12 protein-coding genes are annotated in these 16,682 nt (G+C 65.0%); all 12 read right to left on the reverse strand.

All coding sequences use genetic code 11. The features are described 5' to 3' along the window. Nucleotides 1-98: 98 nt before the first annotated feature. Complete coding sequence (locus IG169_RS08095) at nucleotides 99-2,546, reverse strand: plasma-membrane proton-efflux P-type ATPase (RefSeq protein ID WP_193175671.1); 2,448 nt, start codon at nucleotides 2,544-2,546, stop codon at nucleotides 99-101. A gap of 37 nt (nucleotides 2,547-2,583) precedes the next feature. Continuing rightward, complete coding sequence (locus tag IG169_RS08100) at nucleotides 2,584-3,714, reverse strand: alpha/beta fold hydrolase (RefSeq protein WP_193175672.1); 1,131 nt, start codon at nucleotides 3,712-3,714, stop codon at nucleotides 2,584-2,586. Continuing rightward, a complete protein-coding gene (locus IG169_RS08105) occupies nucleotides 3,711-4,760 on the reverse strand; it encodes a bifunctional enoyl-CoA hydratase/phosphate acetyltransferase (protein WP_193175673.1) in 1,050 nt (349 codons plus the stop codon). Before IG169_RS08105 ends, IG169_RS08100 begins: the two co-directional genes overlap by 4 nt. Nucleotides 4,761-4,950: 190 nt before the next feature. Further along, nucleotides 4,951-6,117, reverse strand: coding sequence for an NnrS family protein (locus IG169_RS08110; RefSeq protein WP_193175674.1), 1,167 nt, complete (start codon nucleotides 6,115-6,117; stop codon nucleotides 4,951-4,953). Nucleotides 6,118-6,186: 69 nt separating this feature from the next. Then, a complete protein-coding gene (locus IG169_RS08115) occupies nucleotides 6,187-7,932 on the reverse strand; it encodes an ABC transporter ATP-binding protein (protein ID WP_210325912.1) in 1,746 nt (581 codons plus the stop codon). A gap of 62 nt (nucleotides 7,933-7,994) precedes the next feature. Further along, a complete protein-coding gene (locus IG169_RS08120; protein WP_193175676.1) occupies nucleotides 7,995-8,939 on the reverse strand; it encodes an acetamidase/formamidase family protein in 945 nt (314 codons plus the stop codon). Between the two features lie 3 nt (nucleotides 8,940-8,942). After that, complete coding sequence (locus IG169_RS08125; protein ID WP_193175677.1) at nucleotides 8,943-10,583, reverse strand: ABC transporter substrate-binding protein; 1,641 nt, start codon at nucleotides 10,581-10,583, stop codon at nucleotides 8,943-8,945. A gap of 37 nt (nucleotides 10,584-10,620) precedes the next feature. Beyond that, nucleotides 10,621-11,541, reverse strand: a complete 921-nt coding sequence (locus IG169_RS08130) for an ABC transporter permease subunit (protein ID WP_193175678.1) — start codon at nucleotides 11,539-11,541, stop codon at nucleotides 10,621-10,623. Then, entirely contained in the window at nucleotides 11,541-12,434 is an 894-nt protein-coding gene (locus tag IG169_RS08135) for an ABC transporter permease (RefSeq protein ID WP_343225624.1), read from the reverse strand. The genes IG169_RS08130 and IG169_RS08135 overlap by 1 nt, the downstream gene beginning before the upstream one ends. After that, complete coding sequence (locus IG169_RS08140; protein WP_193175680.1) at nucleotides 12,424-13,029, reverse strand: ANTAR domain-containing response regulator; 606 nt, start codon at nucleotides 13,027-13,029, stop codon at nucleotides 12,424-12,426. Before IG169_RS08140 ends, IG169_RS08135 begins: the two co-directional genes overlap by 11 nt. Then, a complete protein-coding gene (locus IG169_RS08145) occupies nucleotides 13,026-14,150 on the reverse strand; it encodes a transporter substrate-binding protein (protein ID WP_193175681.1) in 1,125 nt (374 codons plus the stop codon). Before IG169_RS08145 ends, IG169_RS08140 begins: the two co-directional genes overlap by 4 nt. Before the next feature lie 442 nt (nucleotides 14,151-14,592). After that, nucleotides 14,593-16,680, reverse strand: a complete 2,088-nt coding sequence (gene pbpC / locus IG169_RS08150) for a penicillin-binding protein 1C (protein WP_428982240.1) — start codon at nucleotides 16,678-16,680, stop codon at nucleotides 14,593-14,595. Nucleotides 16,681-16,682 lie beyond the last annotated feature (2 nt).

Below are 16,682 nucleotides of genomic sequence, written 5' to 3' on the forward strand. Positions count from 1 at the left end.
CTGCCGGCCGCGCTTTGTCAAATCGGGATATCCTTCGGGCCGGCAAGCCGTGCCATGCCGCGCCGACCGGGCGGGCGCGAAACCGCGCCCACGCCGCATCAGCGGTTCGACAGCGGCGTTTCGGCCCGGCTCAGATGGGTTCGCTGACGGGCCGCGCCGAGGTCGAGCGAGCGGCGTATCGCCAATGCCACCGCGCTCTCGATCGGCAGCCAGGCAAGTGCGTAGACCCAGACGGCGAGCGCGTATTTCCAGCCGATCGGCGACACGAAGATGCCGTAGACCGCGACCAGCGTGCCCAGGATCTGGGTGGTTTCCGTCGTCACGAACAGCCGAAGGCTCGGCCAAGGCTTCATCCAGAACCAGCGTTGGTTGCGCGTCACATAGATCGTCAGGTGGCCCGCGACGAGCAGCTTGAGGAAGATAATCGTCTGGATCGTCTCGCGCGGCAGATGCATGACGGTGTCGACATACCAGAACAGCAGGAAGGTTTCGCCGACGCCCATCAGGCCTAGGCAGGCGGCGATGGTCAGCACGCGGTGCATGTTCCATCGCACCGGCTTCGCCGCGACGTTGGCGTTGTCATAGGCGATCATCATGATCGGGAAGTCGTTCAGCACGGCGAGGAGAACGATCATGATCGCCGTCACCGGGTAGAAGTCGAAAATCAGGATCGACAGCGACATGAAGATCAGCACGCGGATCGTCTCGGCGATCCGGAAGGTCGCGTAGCTGGTCATGCGCTCGAAGATGCGGCGCGCCTCCTCGATGGCCGACGCGATCACGTTGAGACCCGAGCCGGTCAGCACGACGTCGGCGGCGGCGCGCGCCGCGTCGGTCGCGCCGCTGACGGCGATGCCGGCATCGGCCTGTTTCAGCGCCGGGGCGTCGTTGACGCCGTCGCCCGTCATGGCGACGATGTGATCGCGGTCCTGCAGCGCCTTGACGATCCGGAACTTGTGCTCGGGCAGGACGCGGGCCACGCCGTCGGCGTTTTCGATGCTTTCGGCGACGTCCGCGGTGCCGTCCTCGAACAGCTGGGTCGCCGACCGGATCTTGCCGCCAAGGCCGAGCTTGCCGGCGATCTGCCGCGCGATCGCTTCATGGTCGCCGGTGATCATCTTGATCGACAGACCCATCTTTTTCGCCTTGGCGATGGTCTCGGCGGCATCCTCGCGCGGCGGGTCGAAGATCGGGATCAGGCCGAGGAACTGCCACTTACCGTTGCCCTGCCTGCGCGCGGCGCCGAGCGCGCGGTAACCGGCGGCGGCGAGTTCCTCCACCTCGCCCTCGATGCGTGTACGCGTCGCCGCTTCCGGAGCGACGAGATCGAGGATCACCTGCGGCGCGCCCTTGGAGAACGAGACGGTCTTGCCGTCATGGAGGGTTTCGGCCTCGGTGCGCTTCGAGACCGGATCGAAGGGCGTGAACTTGCGGATCTCGTAGGTGTCTTCGTCCGCCGCGTCGCCGGCGGCAAGTACGGCCGTGTCGATGGCGTCGGGCTCGGTACGCTCGCTGGCAAGGCGCGCGGCAAGTAGCAGATCGCCTGCACCGACCTTGTCGGCCGGGCGCAACTCGCCGATCGTCAGCTGGTTGCGCGTCAGCGTGCCGGTCTTGTCGGCGCACAGTACGTCGACGCCCGCCAGTTCCTCGATCGAAACGAGGCGCGAGACGATCGCCTTCATGTCGGCGAGCTTTTCCGCCCCGACGGCCATGGTCACCGACAACACCGTCGGCAGCGCGACCGGGATCGCCGCCACGGTCAGGATCAGCGAGAACTGCACCGTCTGCCAGAACGGCGTATGACGGAAAAGCGAAACCAGCAGGATGATCGACACCAGCACCAGCGTCGTCATGATCAGGAAATTGCCGATGCTCAGCACCGCGCGCTGGAAATGCGATCGCGTCTGCGCCGACTGGACCAGTTGCGCCGTCTTGCCGAAATAGGTCTTCATGCCGGTCTCAGTGACGATGCCCGTCATCTCGCCGAGCTTGATGACCGACCCCGAATAGGCGGTCTCGCCGACGGCTTTCTCGACCGGCAGCGATTCACCGGTCAGGGCGGATTCGTCGGCGCTCAGATAATCGCCCTCGGCCAACAGCATATCCGCAGGCGTGACGTTGCCGAGTTGCAGCCGCACGACGTCGCCGCGCACGAGATCGCGCGCCGGCACCGTCTGCCATGTCCCGTCGCGCAGCACGCGCGCATTCAGGGCAAGCCGCTGTTTCAGCGCCTCGATCGCGTTGCCGGCCTTGTTTTCCTGCCAGAAATCGACACCGGCATTGACCAGCAGCATGACCATGATGATCGAAAAATCGCCCCAGTTGCCGAGCGACGCCGAGAGGATCGCCGCCGCCTCGATCATCCACGGGATCGGGCCCCAGAAATAGCGCGCCAGCCGTTCGAGCGTACTGGTCTTCTTTTCGCTGAGCGCGTTCGGACCGTCGCGCTGCAGCCGCTCCGCCGCTTCCTTTTGCGTCAGGCCGGTGTGGATGTCCGTGTCGGGCGGCGTTTCGCCGCCATTGGAGTCTTCGCGAGCTTTCGACATTGGATGTGCTTTCTTTCGCTATCGGGCTCCCCCCGTTTCATGCTCCTCCGTTCGCAGCGATCCAGCGGGCAATTCCGGGCCATGCCTCGCCGAGCGTGCGGGTTCCCATGAACAGGCCAATATGGCCGCCAGGAACCAGGTTTTTCGTGATCCGGTCCGGCGGCGTACCGACCAGATGCTCCGCCGCGAAGACCTGCTCCTTCGTCGTGATGTCATCGGCCTCGCCGGCCAGCAAAAAGACCGGACAGGTGATATCCTTCAGCTTCAATGTGTGGCCATGCGCGACGAACTCGCCCTTGGCGAAGCGGTTCTCCTTGAACAGAAGTTGAATGGCCTGCAGGTAGTAGCGGCCCGGCAGATCGAGCGGGTTCTCGTACCACCGCTCGAATTCTTCCGTGCGCTTGATGTAACTTTTGTCCTCGATGTGTTCGTAGAGGTCGATGAACTTGCCGACATATTGCTCGCCCGGGTGCATGTTTTTCCAGCCGGCGAGCATGTACTGGCCGAGCATGCGGCCGCCGCCGGAAGCGACCATTTCCTCGTAGAAGCTGAGCGGCAGTTCGTGCGCGATCTTCCTGATCGGACCGTTGCCGGCGTCGGTATCGATCGGCGCTCCGGCAAGAACCAGCGACGCGACCTTGCCGGGATGAAGGCAGGCATACATCGCCGACATCCAGCCGCCCTGGCACAGGCCGACGAGATTGACGCGCCCGCCGAGCCGCTCCACCGCGGTATCGATGTCGGTCAGATACTTGTCGATGCCGAAATCGCGCATCGCCTCGGTGGCGGTCTTCCAGTCGGTGGCGAGCACGTGGCGGAGACCCGCCGCCATCAGGGTTTCGACGAGGCTCTGACCTGTCGCATAATCGGCGATGGTCGAACTGTGGCCGGCATAGGGCGCATCGACCAGCACCGGCACCGCGCCCGATTTCGCGTCGAGGCGCGAAAAGTCCCTCAGCCGCATCGTGTCGAGATCGAGAACGACGCGGTTCGGCGTCGCCCATTGCGGCGACGGCGGCGCCTCGATTGTTTCGGCTTCGGCGAGGAAACGCACATTGTCCTGGAAAAGCTGCAGCCCCTCCTCCTCCATCTCGATCGCCGCCGCGACCGGCCAGAACCAAGGCACGCTGTGCTCGAAATCGGGCTTCTTTACGGATGTGCCGCTCATGTCGGCGTTCCGTTTGCGAGGGCGTATGACGACGACGGAGCGGCCGTCTTGCGCCTGTCGTGGGCGAGCAGAACGCCGACCGCGCAAGAGGCCAGCCGGGCCTTGGCGCTGTCCGCCCGGCTCGTCAGGATGATCGGGACCCGGGCGCCGAGCACGATACCGGCCGCTTCGGACTGCGCCAGATATTCCAGTTGCTTTGCCAGCATGTTGCCTGCCTCCAGATCGGGAACCAGGAGAATATCGGCTTTCCCCGCGACAGGCGAATGAATGTGCTTGATTTGCGCGGCCTTCAGGTCGATCGCGTTGTCGAAGGCCAGCGGCCCGTCGAGAATGCCGCCGGTGATCTGGCCACGGTCGGCCATCTTGCAGAGCGCGGCGGCGTCCAGCGTCGAAACGATTTTCGGCGTCACCGTTTCGACGGCCGACAGGATCGCCACCTTCGGTTCCTCGACGCCCAGCACTTGCGCCAGTTCGATCGCGTTGCGGACAATATCCACCTTGTCCTCGAGCGTCGGGTAGATGTTGATGGCGGCATCGGTAATCATCAGCATTCGCGGGTATGCCGGCACGTCGAGAACGAAGACATGGCTGACGCGGCGCGCGGTCCGCAGGCCAGACCCGTCCTTCATCACCGCGTGCATGAGATGGTCGGTGTGCAGGCTTCCCTTCATCAGCGCCTCGGCCTTGCCCGCATGGCACAGGTCCACGCCGGCCTCGGCCGCCGCCTCCTCGCTGTCCGCGGCGACGAGTTCGTAATCCGATATGTCGAGCCCGAGGCTATCGGCGAAGGCCGTCAATTCGGCGACGGGACCGATCAGGATCGGCCGGACCAGACCGAGCTCGGCGGCCTCGCAGGCGCCGCGAAGCGAAACCTCGCTCAGCGGATAGACGACGGCAAGGCTGACCGGCTCGAGATCTTCCGCACGGGCGATGATCGCCGAGAAAATGTGATGATGGCGTATCGGCGCGGATTTTCCGGTCCCGCGTCGTGTGTCCTTCGGCCGCGATGGCGATCGTCTGTCCGGTTTGTGTCTAGGCGTGGTCATGGCGGACGGGATCGGGATACGGATAAAATTCCATCCTTCCCGAACAACTTTCAGAGGCTGAAATTATCGCTTTCCGGTCGCGCCGGGAACCGCCGCCGACCGGATTTCATGCGCAACGCTACGCCCGGGCCCATGGAGCCGCAAGGATGGATTTCTTACATTTTTGCAATGTCCAGGCGCCGCCAGGCGGCTATCGCCTCGCCATGAAACCGAAGCGCACCACGAACAGCACGAAAGCCAGGATCCACAGTCCGGCGCTCGCCATCAGCAACGCGTATCCCGGTTCCAGCGCATAGGCGAAACGGGTGAAGACGCTTGCCGCGAGGCTGAGATAGATCGCCAATATGGTGCGGTCGGCATGCAGCTTCTGGCCGGTATGGCCGAGGCTCGCCCGCGTCATCACCGCCATGGTCATCATGCCGATCGAGCCGGCAGTTAAAAGATGCGTCGCGGCGCCGGCGGGCATCAGGAAGAAATCGTAGATCGACAGCGCCATCGCCAGGAGGCCGAGCGGGATGAAGGCGTAGGCGATGTGCAGGATCGCGACCAGGCCCTCGCTCAGGACATGCCGGCCGTGCCACCGCGCGAGCCTGCCGATATTCAACAGGCCGGCGAGCGCCAGCGTCCACGCCGCCGGCGCGCCATAGGGCATGATGGTCCAGAGAGCCAGCGCCAGCGCGGACACGCCGATCGTCAGCCCGTCATAGCGGCCGAACGGCTCCGGCAGCGCCGTTTCATGGTGCTGCGCCATCCAGTTGCGGGTGAAGGCCGGAATGATCCGGCCGCCGATCAGAATGATCAGGGTCAGCACCACGGCGAGCCCCGCGCGCACCGCATAGGCTCCGGTTCCGGCGAGCGCCGCTTCATAGAGAAAGGCGGCGTCGGCCGCCATGAACAGGGCCAGAAGGGCGAGCACGCGGAAGTTGCGGTAGTTCCCGACGGCGATCAGTTCACGCGCGATGAAAACGATCAGAAAGGCCGGGAATGCGAGATCGACCGCCGCCACCACATCGGCGCCGAGATAGCCGGACCAGGCGATGGCCAGCCGTCCCGCGACCCACAAGGCGAAGAGGAACAGCAGCCGGAGACCGGCGATCGGCGGGCGACGCGTCCAGTTCGGCACCGCCGTCAGCAGGAAACCCGCGATGACCGCACCGGTATAGCCGAACAGGAATTCATGGACATGCCAGTCGATGATCGAAAAGGACGGCGCGATCACCTGCAGGCCGGACAGCGACGCCATATAGACGGCCATGGCGAGCGCGGCCCAGACGGCCGCACCGAGGAAGAACACGCGAAAGCCCCGTTGCAGGATCACCGGGACATCGCTGCCGGCAGGTCGGGAATCAGTTTCCATGGCCAAACCACTACACGCAAACCGCAAAGCTTGGGAAGTGTCGCCAATTCCGGATGCCGGCCTTGCCGGTTACGACACCGCCCCGACCAGGTGCCCCTCGCCCATGTCCACTAGGGCGTTGCGAACCGGTCCCGTGCCCAAAGGATAGACGGGGCTCGGAATGTCGCTGTCCATACGCGGAAAACGATGCCGCTTGCGCGACGGATCGGGGACCGGAACGGCATCGATCAGCCGCTTCGTGTAGGGGTGGCGCGGATCGGAAAATATCTGGTCGCGCGTCCCCATTTCGACGATTTGTCCAAGATACATCACCGCGACACGGTCGGAGATGTTCTCGACCACCGCCATGTCGTGCGAGATGAACAGATAGGCGATGCCGAAATCGTTCTGCAGTTCCTTCAGCAATTCCAGCACGCGCGCCTGGACCGAAACGTCCAGCGCCGACACGCTCTCGTCGGCGATGATCAGCTTCGGGCGCAATGCGAGGGCCCGGGCGATGCAGATGCGCTGGCGCTGGCCGCCGGAGAATTCGTGCGGATAGCGGTCGAGCTGGTCTGCCGTCAGCCCGACCCGCTCGAACAGGGCAGCGACGCGGTCGCGCCGTTCCTGCGCGGAGCCGATGCCGTGGATCACCATCGGCTCGCCGACGAGATCGCCGACGCGCATGCGCGGGTCGAGCGACGCGAAGGGATCCTGGAAGATCATTTGGATATCGCGGCGTACCCGTTTCCTGCCCTCGCGGTCGAGGCCGGAGACAGGAACGCCGTCGAGACGGACGTTGCCCGTGAACGGAACCAGGCCCGTCAGCGCCTTGGCGATCGTCGACTTGCCGCAGCCGCTCTCGCCGACCAGCGAGAAGGTCTCGCAATTGCCGATCTGAAAGCCGACATTCTCGACCGCGTGGACGCGATGCGTCGTCCGGCCGAGAAGCCCGCCCTTGATGTCGAAACGCACCGTCAGCCCGTCGACGGAAAGGATCGGCTTCACCGGTTTGACAGACCGCGCTGCGGCAGTGCCTTTCATGCCGTCGCCCATGCGCGGGACGGCATCGAGAAGCGCACGGGTATAGGGCTCGCGCGGGGCGGAAAAAAGCGGAATCGCCTCGCCGGCTTCGACGATGCGGCCCTGCCGCATGACGATGACGCGGTCGGCCATCTCGGCGACGACGCCCATGTCATGGGTGATCAGGATGATACTGGTGCCGAATTCGCGCTGCAGGTCGCGCAGCAATTCCAGCACTTCGCCCTGCACCGTGACGTCGAGCGCAGTTGTCGGTTCGTCGGCGATCAGGATGTCGGGCCGCAACGCGAGCGCCATGGCGATCATCACCCGCTGGCGCATGCCGCCGGAGAGCTCATGCGGATATTGCCGCATGCGTTGTTCGGCCTGGGGAATGCGCACCGCCTTCAGCGCCTCGATTGCACGGGCACGCGACTGCGTGCGGGTTTCGCTCGTATGCGTCTCGATCGCCTCGATCAGCTGCCGGCCGATGCTCAGCACCGGATTGAGCGACGTCATCGGCTCCTGGAAGATCATCGCAATTCGGTCGCCGCGGATACGCCGCATTGCGCGCTCGTCGAGCGAGGTGAGATCGTCGCCGCCGAAGCGGATGGAGCCGGCGGCGACACGCACGGCCGGTTGCGGCAGCAGGCCCATGATCGCCAGCGACGTCATCGACTTGCCGGAACCGGACTCGCCGGCGATGCACAGCGTCTCGCCGCGCCTCAGTTCGAATGACAGGTCCTCGACCAACGGCGTGTCGCCCGCCGGCGATCGCGCGACGATGGTCAGCCGGTCCACGTCGAGCACGGGCATATCGCCTGTCCGGGCCGCACCCGGGGTCTCGGCCCCGGGTGCGGCAATGATCGCGGTTTCACTCATTCAAAGACGCAGCGCGGGAAGTAGAACGAGACGACCCAGTTCGGCATGTCGACGATCTCGGAAATCCGCAGATCGCCGCATGTCGACACCAGCATGTAGGCGTCGACGGCATCCATGCCCCGCGTCGCGCACAAGAGGTCGATCATGTTGGCGACCGCGTCTTTCGCCGCCGCCATCAGGTCCGGCCCGATGCCCGTCGTCACCTCGTAGCCCTTAGCGTCGAGATGGCGCGTCACCGGCCCCGGCGTCGTGAAGCGCGGCGTCTTGAGGTTCGCCTGCTTGACGAGGTCGAGCGTCAGGACAACATCCATCGGGCTTTCGATCGCGGTGCCGCAAACCTCGCCGTCGCCCTGGGCGGCATGGGTGTCGCCGACCGAAAACAAGGCGCCCGCGACCTCCACCGGCAGGTAGAGCGTGGTGCCCGCGGCAAGATCACGGATGTCCATGTTGCCGCCGACCCGCCGCGGCGGGACGATGGAATGCAGGCCGGGTTCGGCAAGCGCATTGCCGATCGTCCCCGCGAAGGGCTTGAGCGGCACCGCGGCTTCCTTGCCGAACATGGCCGGGGCAAGCGTGTCGGGATCGTATTTCCAGATCGTCAGCGCCGGATCCTCGAACTGGTCGGCAAGCAGGCCGAAGCCCGGAATGTTCGCCGTCCAGCCGAAGCCCGAGGGCTTGAAGCTGTCGATGGTGATCTTCAACGCGTCGCCCGGCTCCGCCCCGTCGACGAAGATCGGACCCGATACCGGGTTGATCTTGCCGAAGTCGAGCGTCTTGACGTCCTCGACCGTCGACGACGGGTCAAGCTGACCCGCCGAACTGTCATGACAGTGAAAGAGGATTGTCGAGCCGGGGGCCACCGTCTCGGCCGGGACATTGGAATTGTCCCAGCCGAAATGGTGCTGACGCCCGTGAATCGTATAGTCGCAATTAACGCACATGGCTCACTCGGTCACGTAGACATAATCGTAGTTGACGGGGATGGAGACCGGATCGACATACAGGCTGTCGTCACCGCCCATGCGCGCGGACTTCATGGTGAAGCGCTGTTCGTTGAAGACCGGCACCCAGGGCGCGTCCTCCATGATCTTGCCGTAGATCTCGCTCCACAGTTTCGCCCGGTCCGCGCTCTTTGCCGGATCGGTCATGGCGTCGGCCTCGGTCGCCAGCTTGTCGAGGTCTTCGTTGCAGTACCACGACCAGTTCCAGCCGCCCTGCACCGCGCCTGCACAGCCGAGGATCGGACCGTAGAAGTTCGACGGATCCGGGAAATCGGCGATCCAGGCCATGCCGCCCGACCAGATCATCGGCGCCTGGTCCTTCTCGCCGCCGGCCGCGATCACGTTGGCCTGGGCGAGAGACTGGATCGACGCCTTGATGCCGATCGAGGAAAGATCCTGCTGGATCGCCTGCGCGATACGCGGGTTGGGATCGGTGTTCATGACGAACAGCTCGGTTTCGAAGCCGTTCGGAAGGCCCGCCTCGGCGAGCATTTCCTTGGCCTTTTCGGGATTGTATTCATACCCCTTGTAGGCGTTGTCATAGCCCGGCATGGACGGCGGCAACGGCTGGTTGGCCGGCACGGCGCGGTTGTTGATGATCTGGACGATGCGATCCTTGTTGATCGCCATGTTGACGGCCTGGCGCACTTCCTTGTTGTCGAAGGGCGGCATCGCCACGTTCATGGTGATGTAGCCGGTGTGAAGCTGGCCGCCCTCGATGACGCGCGCCTTCTGTTCCGGATCGGACATCACCTCCTGGAATTTCGCCGGCGGGATGCCGTCGCCCGGAACGTCGACCTCTCCCTTCTGCAAACGGAGCAGCGCGACAATCGGCTCCTGGCCGACCTCGAAGGTGATCTGGTCGAGATAGGGAAGACCCTTGCGCCAGTAATCCTCGTTCTTCGCGAAGACGAGGCGCTGGCCGAGCGTCCATTCGGCGAGCTTGAAGGCGCCGGTGCCGACGGGCTTCTTGCCGAAATCGGCGCCCGCTTCGGCGACCGCTTCCTGCGGCACGATGGAGGCGAAGTTCAGCGCCATGACATGCAGGAAGGTGGCGTCGGGGCGCGACAGCTCGATCTTCACCGTCGACGGATCGACCACGGTGACGCCTTCGAGAGTTTCCGCCGATCCGTCGGCCATCGCGTCATAGCCCTTGATGGAGCCGAAGAAGCCGGCACCCGGGCTCTGGGTTTTCGGATTGGTGACGCGGTCGAGCGAATATTTCACGTCGTCCGCATTCATCTCGCGGCCGTTGTGGAACTTGACCCCCTTGCGCAGGTGGAAGGTGAAAGTCTTGCCGTCGTCGGAGATTTCGTAGCTTTCCGCGAGGCCCGGGCGCAGCGTGGTCGTGCCCGGCTCATAGTCCATCAGCCCGTCGAACAGGCTCTTGATCATCGACCAGTTTTGCCAGTCGTAGCCGATCGCCGGATCGAGGGTGGCAACGTCGTCCTTGTAGGTGATGACGATGTTGCCGCCCGGCGTGGCGTTCGGGTCGAGCGCGGCATCCTGCGCGATAGCGGGCGCGCCCGCCAGCGTCACCGCGACCGCGGTCGCGGCCACCGTTGTGTAGAGCCAATGCTTCATTGGAATTCTCCGTGTTGTAGATGGGAAGGACATGTGTTCACCGGAGCCTGATCCTCGGATCGATGAACGGGGTGACGATGTCGGCCAGAAGGTTGCCGAGCACGATGGCGCAGGCCGAGACCAGCGTGACGCCCATGATGATCGGGATGTCGACGCGCTGGATCGCCTGCCAGGCGAGCTGGCCGATGCCCGGCCAGCCGAAGACGCTTTCGATCACGACGATGCCGCTCATGAAGAGGCCGATGTCGATCCCGATCATCGCGATGACCGGCAGGATCGCGTTGGGCAAGGCGTGGCGAAGCAGGACTGTGCCGCGCGCGAGCCCCTTGGCGCGCGCCGTGCGGATGTAATCCTGGCGCAGAACGTCGATCATTGACGAGCGCATCATGCGCGAGTACCAGCCGGCGCCGAGGATGCCGAGCGCGACCGACGGCAAGACGAGATGCCGCCATGTGCCGTAGCCGCCGATCGGGAACCAGCCGAGTTGGACGGCGAAGAAGTAGAGCAGCAGCAGACCGACGACGAATTGCGGCGCCGAGACCCCGACGAAGGAGGCGATCATCAGCGTCTGGTCGGTAACGGTGCCGCGCCGGACGGCGGCGACGAGCCCCATGGTCAGGCCGATCGCCAGTTCGCAGGCGATCGCGCCGGCCATCAGCAGCAGGCTTGCCGGCAGGCGGGCGGCGATGAGTTCGCTGACCTCGGACCGTTGCAGATAGGAGCGGCCGAGATCGCCCTGCACCAGCCCCGTCAGATAACGCCAGTACTGGACGATGAAGGGCTGGTCGAGGCCGAGTTGGTGGCGGATGTTTTCCACCGTCTGCGCGGTGGCGCTGCGGCCTGCGATCTGGCGGACCGGATCGGCCGGCAACAAATAGAGCAGCGCGAAGGTGATGACGGAAACGCCCAGAAGAATGAATATCGCCTGGAAAAGACGTCGTACCAGATAGGCCGCCACTACTCCCTCCCCCGCTGCGTCGGATCGAGGATGTCACGCAGGGCGTCGCCAACGAGGTTGAAGCCGAGCGCAAGGGCGAGGATCGCCATGCCCGGGAAGAAGACCAGCCACGGCGCGGCCTGGAAATAGGTCTGGTTCTCGAAGATGATGTTGCCCCAAGACGGTGTCGGCGGCTGCACGCCGACGCCGAGATAGCTGAGCGTCGCTTCCAGCAGCACGGTCGTGGAAATGCCGAGCGTGCCCCACACGATGATCGTCGGCACGAGATGCGGCAGGATGTGGCGGAACAGGATGCGCACGCTGCCGGCGCCAAGCGTGCGTTCGGCGTCGATGAATTCGCGCTCGGCCAGCGAACTCGTCTGGGTAAAGATGACGCGCGCCGTCTGGACCCAGTTTACCAGCGCGATCACCATGGCGACGATCCACAGGCTGGGCTGGAAAATCGCGGCGAGACAGATCGCCAGGAGCAGCGCGGGAAAAGCCATCATCAGATCGGTGAACCGCATCAGGACCGCACCGACAAAACCGCGGAAGAATCCGGCCGTGACGCCGATCAGGGTGCCGATAATCAGCGCCGTGCCGTTCGCGGCAATTCCGATGACCAGCGAGGTGCGCGCGCCATAAAGGATACGGGTCAGAAGATCGCGGCCGAGAAGGTCGGTCCCGAGCCAGAACTTGCCGTCAGGCGGCAGCGGCGCTCCCTCGATCGTCAGCCCGTCGAACATTTGCGCGTCGGGTTCGAAGGCCGTCAGCCAGGGAGCGAACACGGCGCCAAGAACTGTCGCCAGGATGATGACAAGCCCCAGGATCGCCAGCGGCCGGCGCAGCAAACGCGACCATGCGCTGTCGTAGCGCGGCGCCGATACGACCGGTGCGGCAAGGTCAGGCGATATCGGTTCGCTCACCGGCTTTCCCTTCCCGCGACCATTTGACGATGTGGTGCGCCGCGTCCTCCATGCTCATCTGCCAGGTCATCGCGAGCTGGCGCAGTTGCGCATAGGCTTGCTCTTCGTCGATGCCGCGCTGGGCCAGCAACGTCACCGCACGCACGATCGTTTGCCGCGCGCTGACACGGCTTCGCAACTCGTCGATTTCCGCGCTCTGGCGACGGCGAGCGTCGAAGGTGCGGCGCGCGATCAGGAGCGCGCTATAGACGCCGGAATTGCCGACCGGCTTGAGAAGATGAGCGTCGGCGTTCTGGTGCAGCGCCCACTCGATGCGGCCGGGCGCCTCCGATCCGATCAGCGCGATCATCGGCATCTGCGCCTCGCCGGGCTTCCACGGGAATTGCTCGTCGTGACCGAGATCGGCGTCGAAGAAGATGAAATCGGCGGCAATACCGTCCGGCGGCAGGTCCGGCCAGCATTCCCGGGCAGTGATGTCGATCGCCGCCAGTTGCCGGGCGATGGATGTAACCGTCGGGTGCGGACGATGCAGGATCAGCGCCGTCGCGCCGCCGAGATTGGGTATCCGGAAGCTGCGCCTCATGACACCACCCTGAGCGCGGGCCGCCCGAATGTTTTCGTCCGGTCGTAGCGCGAAAGGTAAGGATCAGGCTCGACGCTTTCGCGCACCTCGAGCATGTCGACATCATTGCCGGCGATGCGCCCGATCACGACCGGCAGCGAGGCGTGATGGGTACGCGGGTCGATCCGGACCGGACCGCACGGCGTGCTGAATGCATGGCCGGCAAATGCGCCCGAAAAATCGGTGTCCTCGCCGCCGCCGGCATTCGCCAGGACCTCGGCCAGGATCCGAACCGAAGAATAGGCTGCCGCCTCGAAGGACGAAGCGCAGCGGCGCGCCCCTGCCAGCGGCCAGCCCAGATCTTCGGCCACGTTGCGGAAATAGGGCCCGACCACGAGGTGACCATCGGCATTGCCATTTAATGCGGGCAGTTCGCACTCGGTCAGGTTGCACGACAGGACGGGACAGGATTCCGGCGCGAAATACGGATCCTGCCTGGCCAGATCGGCATAGGCAGACAGGAACGCATAGGATGACGGCCCGATCAGATTGTTGAGAATGAAGGACGGGCGGGTGGCGCGGATTTCGTCAATCAGACGCGTCACGTCCGTTTCGCCGAGCGGCAGGTAGCGTTCGCCGAAGACCTCGCCATTGGCGTCGGCGATCAGGTCGCGCGCCACGCGATTGGTTTCCCAGCCCCAGATATAGTTCGAGCCGAGCAGAAAGCCATTCGGGCCGTGGCGCGGCACCACCCACGCGATGAGGGGCACCAGATGCTGGTTCGGACAGGCATGGGTGTAGACGACCCGGTCGTTGGCCTCGAAGCCCTCATAGGGACAGGCATACCAGAGCGTTCCGCCGAGCTTTTCGAGGACCGGGATGGTTTCCTTCCGGCTCCACGAGGTCACGCAGCCGACGATGTGGCGCGCAGAGCTGTTGCGAAGGATATCCTCGGCGAGCGGCGCATAGCGGTCCACATTGCCTTCCGGGTCGCGTTCGACGGCCTGGAACAGGATCGGCGAATCCGGGTCCGCGTTCACATCGGCGATCGCGGCGATGGCGCCGTCGCGGCACGCATTGGAGATCAGGGCGTATCCGCCCGACCGCGAATAGAGAATCCCGACTTCGACCAGCTGCCTCAAACGCCGCTCCTGAAAATGAAAACGCCCCGAACCGGCTGCCGGTATTCCGGCACGGATTCGAGGCGCAAATGCCATCCGGACGACGTCCGGTATTTGCACTCAGCGTATTGGATGGAACGGAGGAGTCAAGCGGGCATGCGCGTTTTTTGTTCATGCCCAAGAAAATTGCATGTCGTGCATCCGTGCCGGAATTGAGCGTGCACTATCAGTACGATTCCGCAATTTCGCCCGCGCAATGAACGATATGCAAAAGCGCAGGCTGTCGATTGAGGAATTTCAGGGAACTATCTGAACCCACTGCGGAAAAGCGGAGCGCGAAATGCGCGCGGGGCTGTCGCCGCGGGCTCTTTCGCCAACAATTTCCAAGGTTCAGCAGTGCGCCGAAATCATTGAAAACCGGCCGAAGCCCGAGCGCCATCATCCGAGCGCAGCGACATCGTCTCTACCGGATCACGACGTCCACGGTGGTCGCCTTGCCCGCCGCGTCGATGACGGTCAGCTTGGAGAAGCCCTTGCCGTCAGGCGTCCAGGTTGCTGTCCGGCGACGGTACAGCGCCTCCAGCGGCTTGCCGTTGGCGATCCAGCGAAACGGCGCCTTGCCGCCCTGCAGCTTCAGCACCAGCGGCGAAAACCCCTCGCCCGCCGCGCCGGCCAGTTCCACCTGCGCGCCCTGCGGCGGATAGACGATCTCCGGTCCGGTTGTCGTTCCGACGACCGGAACCAGTTGCGCGCTCTTCGGCACAAATCGCTTCAGCCCTTCCGGCAGGTCGGCGCTGGCGATCGCCCGTGTTCCAGGCGGAGGACCGGCGAAGGACACCGGGTCAAGCCCGGAGCGCGCGAAGGCCTCGAAAAGGATCGGCGCGGCCGTGCCGCCGCCGGTCGAGCCGGGCACGGCGCCATTATCGGCGCGGCCGACCCAGACACCGAGCACGTAGCGCCCGTCGAAACCGATCGACCAGGCATCGCGATAGCCGTAGGACGTGCCGGTCTTGTAGGCGATGGTCCGGGCCGCCGAGGCCGCCGGCGCGGGAACGCCCCTCAGGATGTCGCCCACCTGCCAGGCCGCCTTTGCGGACAGCACCGGTCGCAGCCGGTAAGGCGCGCGCGTCCCGTTGACGCCGTCAGTCAGCGTCACCGCGTTGCCGCCATTGGCGAGCGCCGCATAGGCCTGCACCAGATCGGCCAGCGACAGGCCGACGCCTCCGAGGCCTATCGCCAGTCCCGGCTTCTCCTGCTTCGGCAAGACCGGGTCGATGCCGGCGCGGCGCAGCCGCTGCATCAACGCCACGGGACCGACCGATTCGAGCAGTTGCACCGCCGGCACGTTAAGCGACATCTGCAGCGCCTGCCGGACGGTCACATCGCCCTGGTAGGTCGTGTCGAAATTCTCCGGGCGGTAGCCGGAAAAATTCGCCGGCCGGTCGCGCATCATGGTTTCCGGCACGATGATGCCTTGCTCCAGCGCCAGCCCGTAGATGAACGGTTTCAGCGTCGAGCCCGGAGACCGCGGCACCCGCGTCATGTCCACCCAGCCGGCGCGGGCAGTGTCGAAATAGTCCGCCGATCCGACCTCGGCGAGGATCTTGCCGGTTCGCGCGTCGGCGAGCATCAATGCGAGGGAGGTTTTCGGGCCGAGGCGTTTTACGGCATTGCGCGCGACCGTTTCGAGCGAACGCTGGATATCCCTGTCGATCGTCAGCGTGACCGTTGCGGCGGCAGGATCGGCGCGCAACGCGGCTTCGGCAAGATGCGGCGCCAGCGCCGGCAGGCCGCGCCGCGCGCCCGAAAGCCGGGCCGCAGACGCGCGCGCCACTTCCACCGGTTCGATCGCGCCGGCATCCGCCATGCGTTTCAGGACGCGGTCGCGCGCCGCCTTCGCATTCTCGGGATGCCGGTCGGGCCTGCGCGTCTCCGGCGATTGCGGCAGCGCCACCAGCAGCGCCGCCTCCGACAGCAGCAGCTTCCTCGGTTCCTTGCCGAACCAGGCGAGCGAGGCGGCGCGCACGCCCTCGATATTGCCGCCATAGGGCGCCAGCGTCAGGTAACGTTCGAGAATCTCGTCCTTGCTCAGCCGCCGCTCGATCTGCAAGGCCCGGAACATCTGTCTGAGCTTGGTGGAGACCGCCTGACCACCGCCCACCTCCATCAGCCTGGCTAGTTGCATCGTCAGCGTCGAACCGCCCGAGACGATCCGTCCGTTCGTCGCGAATTGCATGCTGGCGCGCAGCATCGCCACCGGGTCGACGCCGTGGTGATCGCGGAAGCGCTTGTCCTCGTAGGCGATCAGCATGTGGATGAATTGCGGGTCGACGTCCGCGAGTTTCACCGGCAGCCGCCAGCGGCCTTCCCTTGTCGCGAAGGCGCGCAGCAATTTCCCGTCGCGGTCGACGACCTGCGCCGACACCGGCACATCGCCGACCGGCGGCAGCGGATAGATCCGGTCGAGCGCGAGGAACGTCCCCAGGCCCGCCAGCGGCATGGCGCAAAGCGCCAGCGCCGTTGCCGCGATGATCCGCCCTGCCCTGCGCATCG

Origin of the sequence: Oricola nitratireducens (genome assembly GCF_014904745.1) — a bacterium.
GTDB classification, from domain to species: Bacteria; Pseudomonadota; Alphaproteobacteria; order Rhizobiales; family Rhizobiaceae; genus Oricola; species Oricola nitratireducens.

Bases quoted from the DNA above. Each gene is read 5' to 3' on its own strand.
- IG169_RS08115 (WP_210325912.1), bottom strand. From the start codon at position 7,932: ATGCCCGTGCTCGACGTGGACCGGCTGACCATCGTCGCGCGATCGCCG.
- IG169_RS08140 (WP_193175680.1), bottom strand. From the start codon at position 13,029: ATGAGGCGCAGCTTCCGGATACCCAATCTCGGCGGCGCGACGGCGCTG.
- IG169_RS08100 (WP_193175672.1), bottom strand. From the start codon at position 3,714: ATGAGCGGCACATCCGTAAAGAAGCCCGATTTCGAGCACAGCGTGCCT.
- pbpC (WP_428982240.1), bottom strand. From the start codon at position 16,680: ATGCGCAGGGCAGGGCGGATCATCGCGGCAACGGCGCTGGCGCTTTGC.
- IG169_RS08120 (WP_193175676.1), bottom strand. From the start codon at position 8,939: ATGTGCGTTAATTGCGACTATACGATTCACGGGCGTCAGCACCATTTC.
- IG169_RS08095 (WP_193175671.1), bottom strand. From the start codon at position 2,546: ATGTCGAAAGCTCGCGAAGACTCCAATGGCGGCGAAACGCCGCCCGAC.
- IG169_RS08110 (WP_193175674.1), bottom strand. From the start codon at position 6,117: ATGGAAACTGATTCCCGACCTGCCGGCAGCGATGTCCCGGTGATCCTG.
- IG169_RS08105 (WP_193175673.1), bottom strand. From the start codon at position 4,760: ATGACCACGCCTAGACACAAACCGGACAGACGATCGCCATCGCGGCCG.
- IG169_RS08125 (WP_193175677.1), bottom strand. From the start codon at position 10,583: ATGAAGCATTGGCTCTACACAACGGTGGCCGCGACCGCGGTCGCGGTG.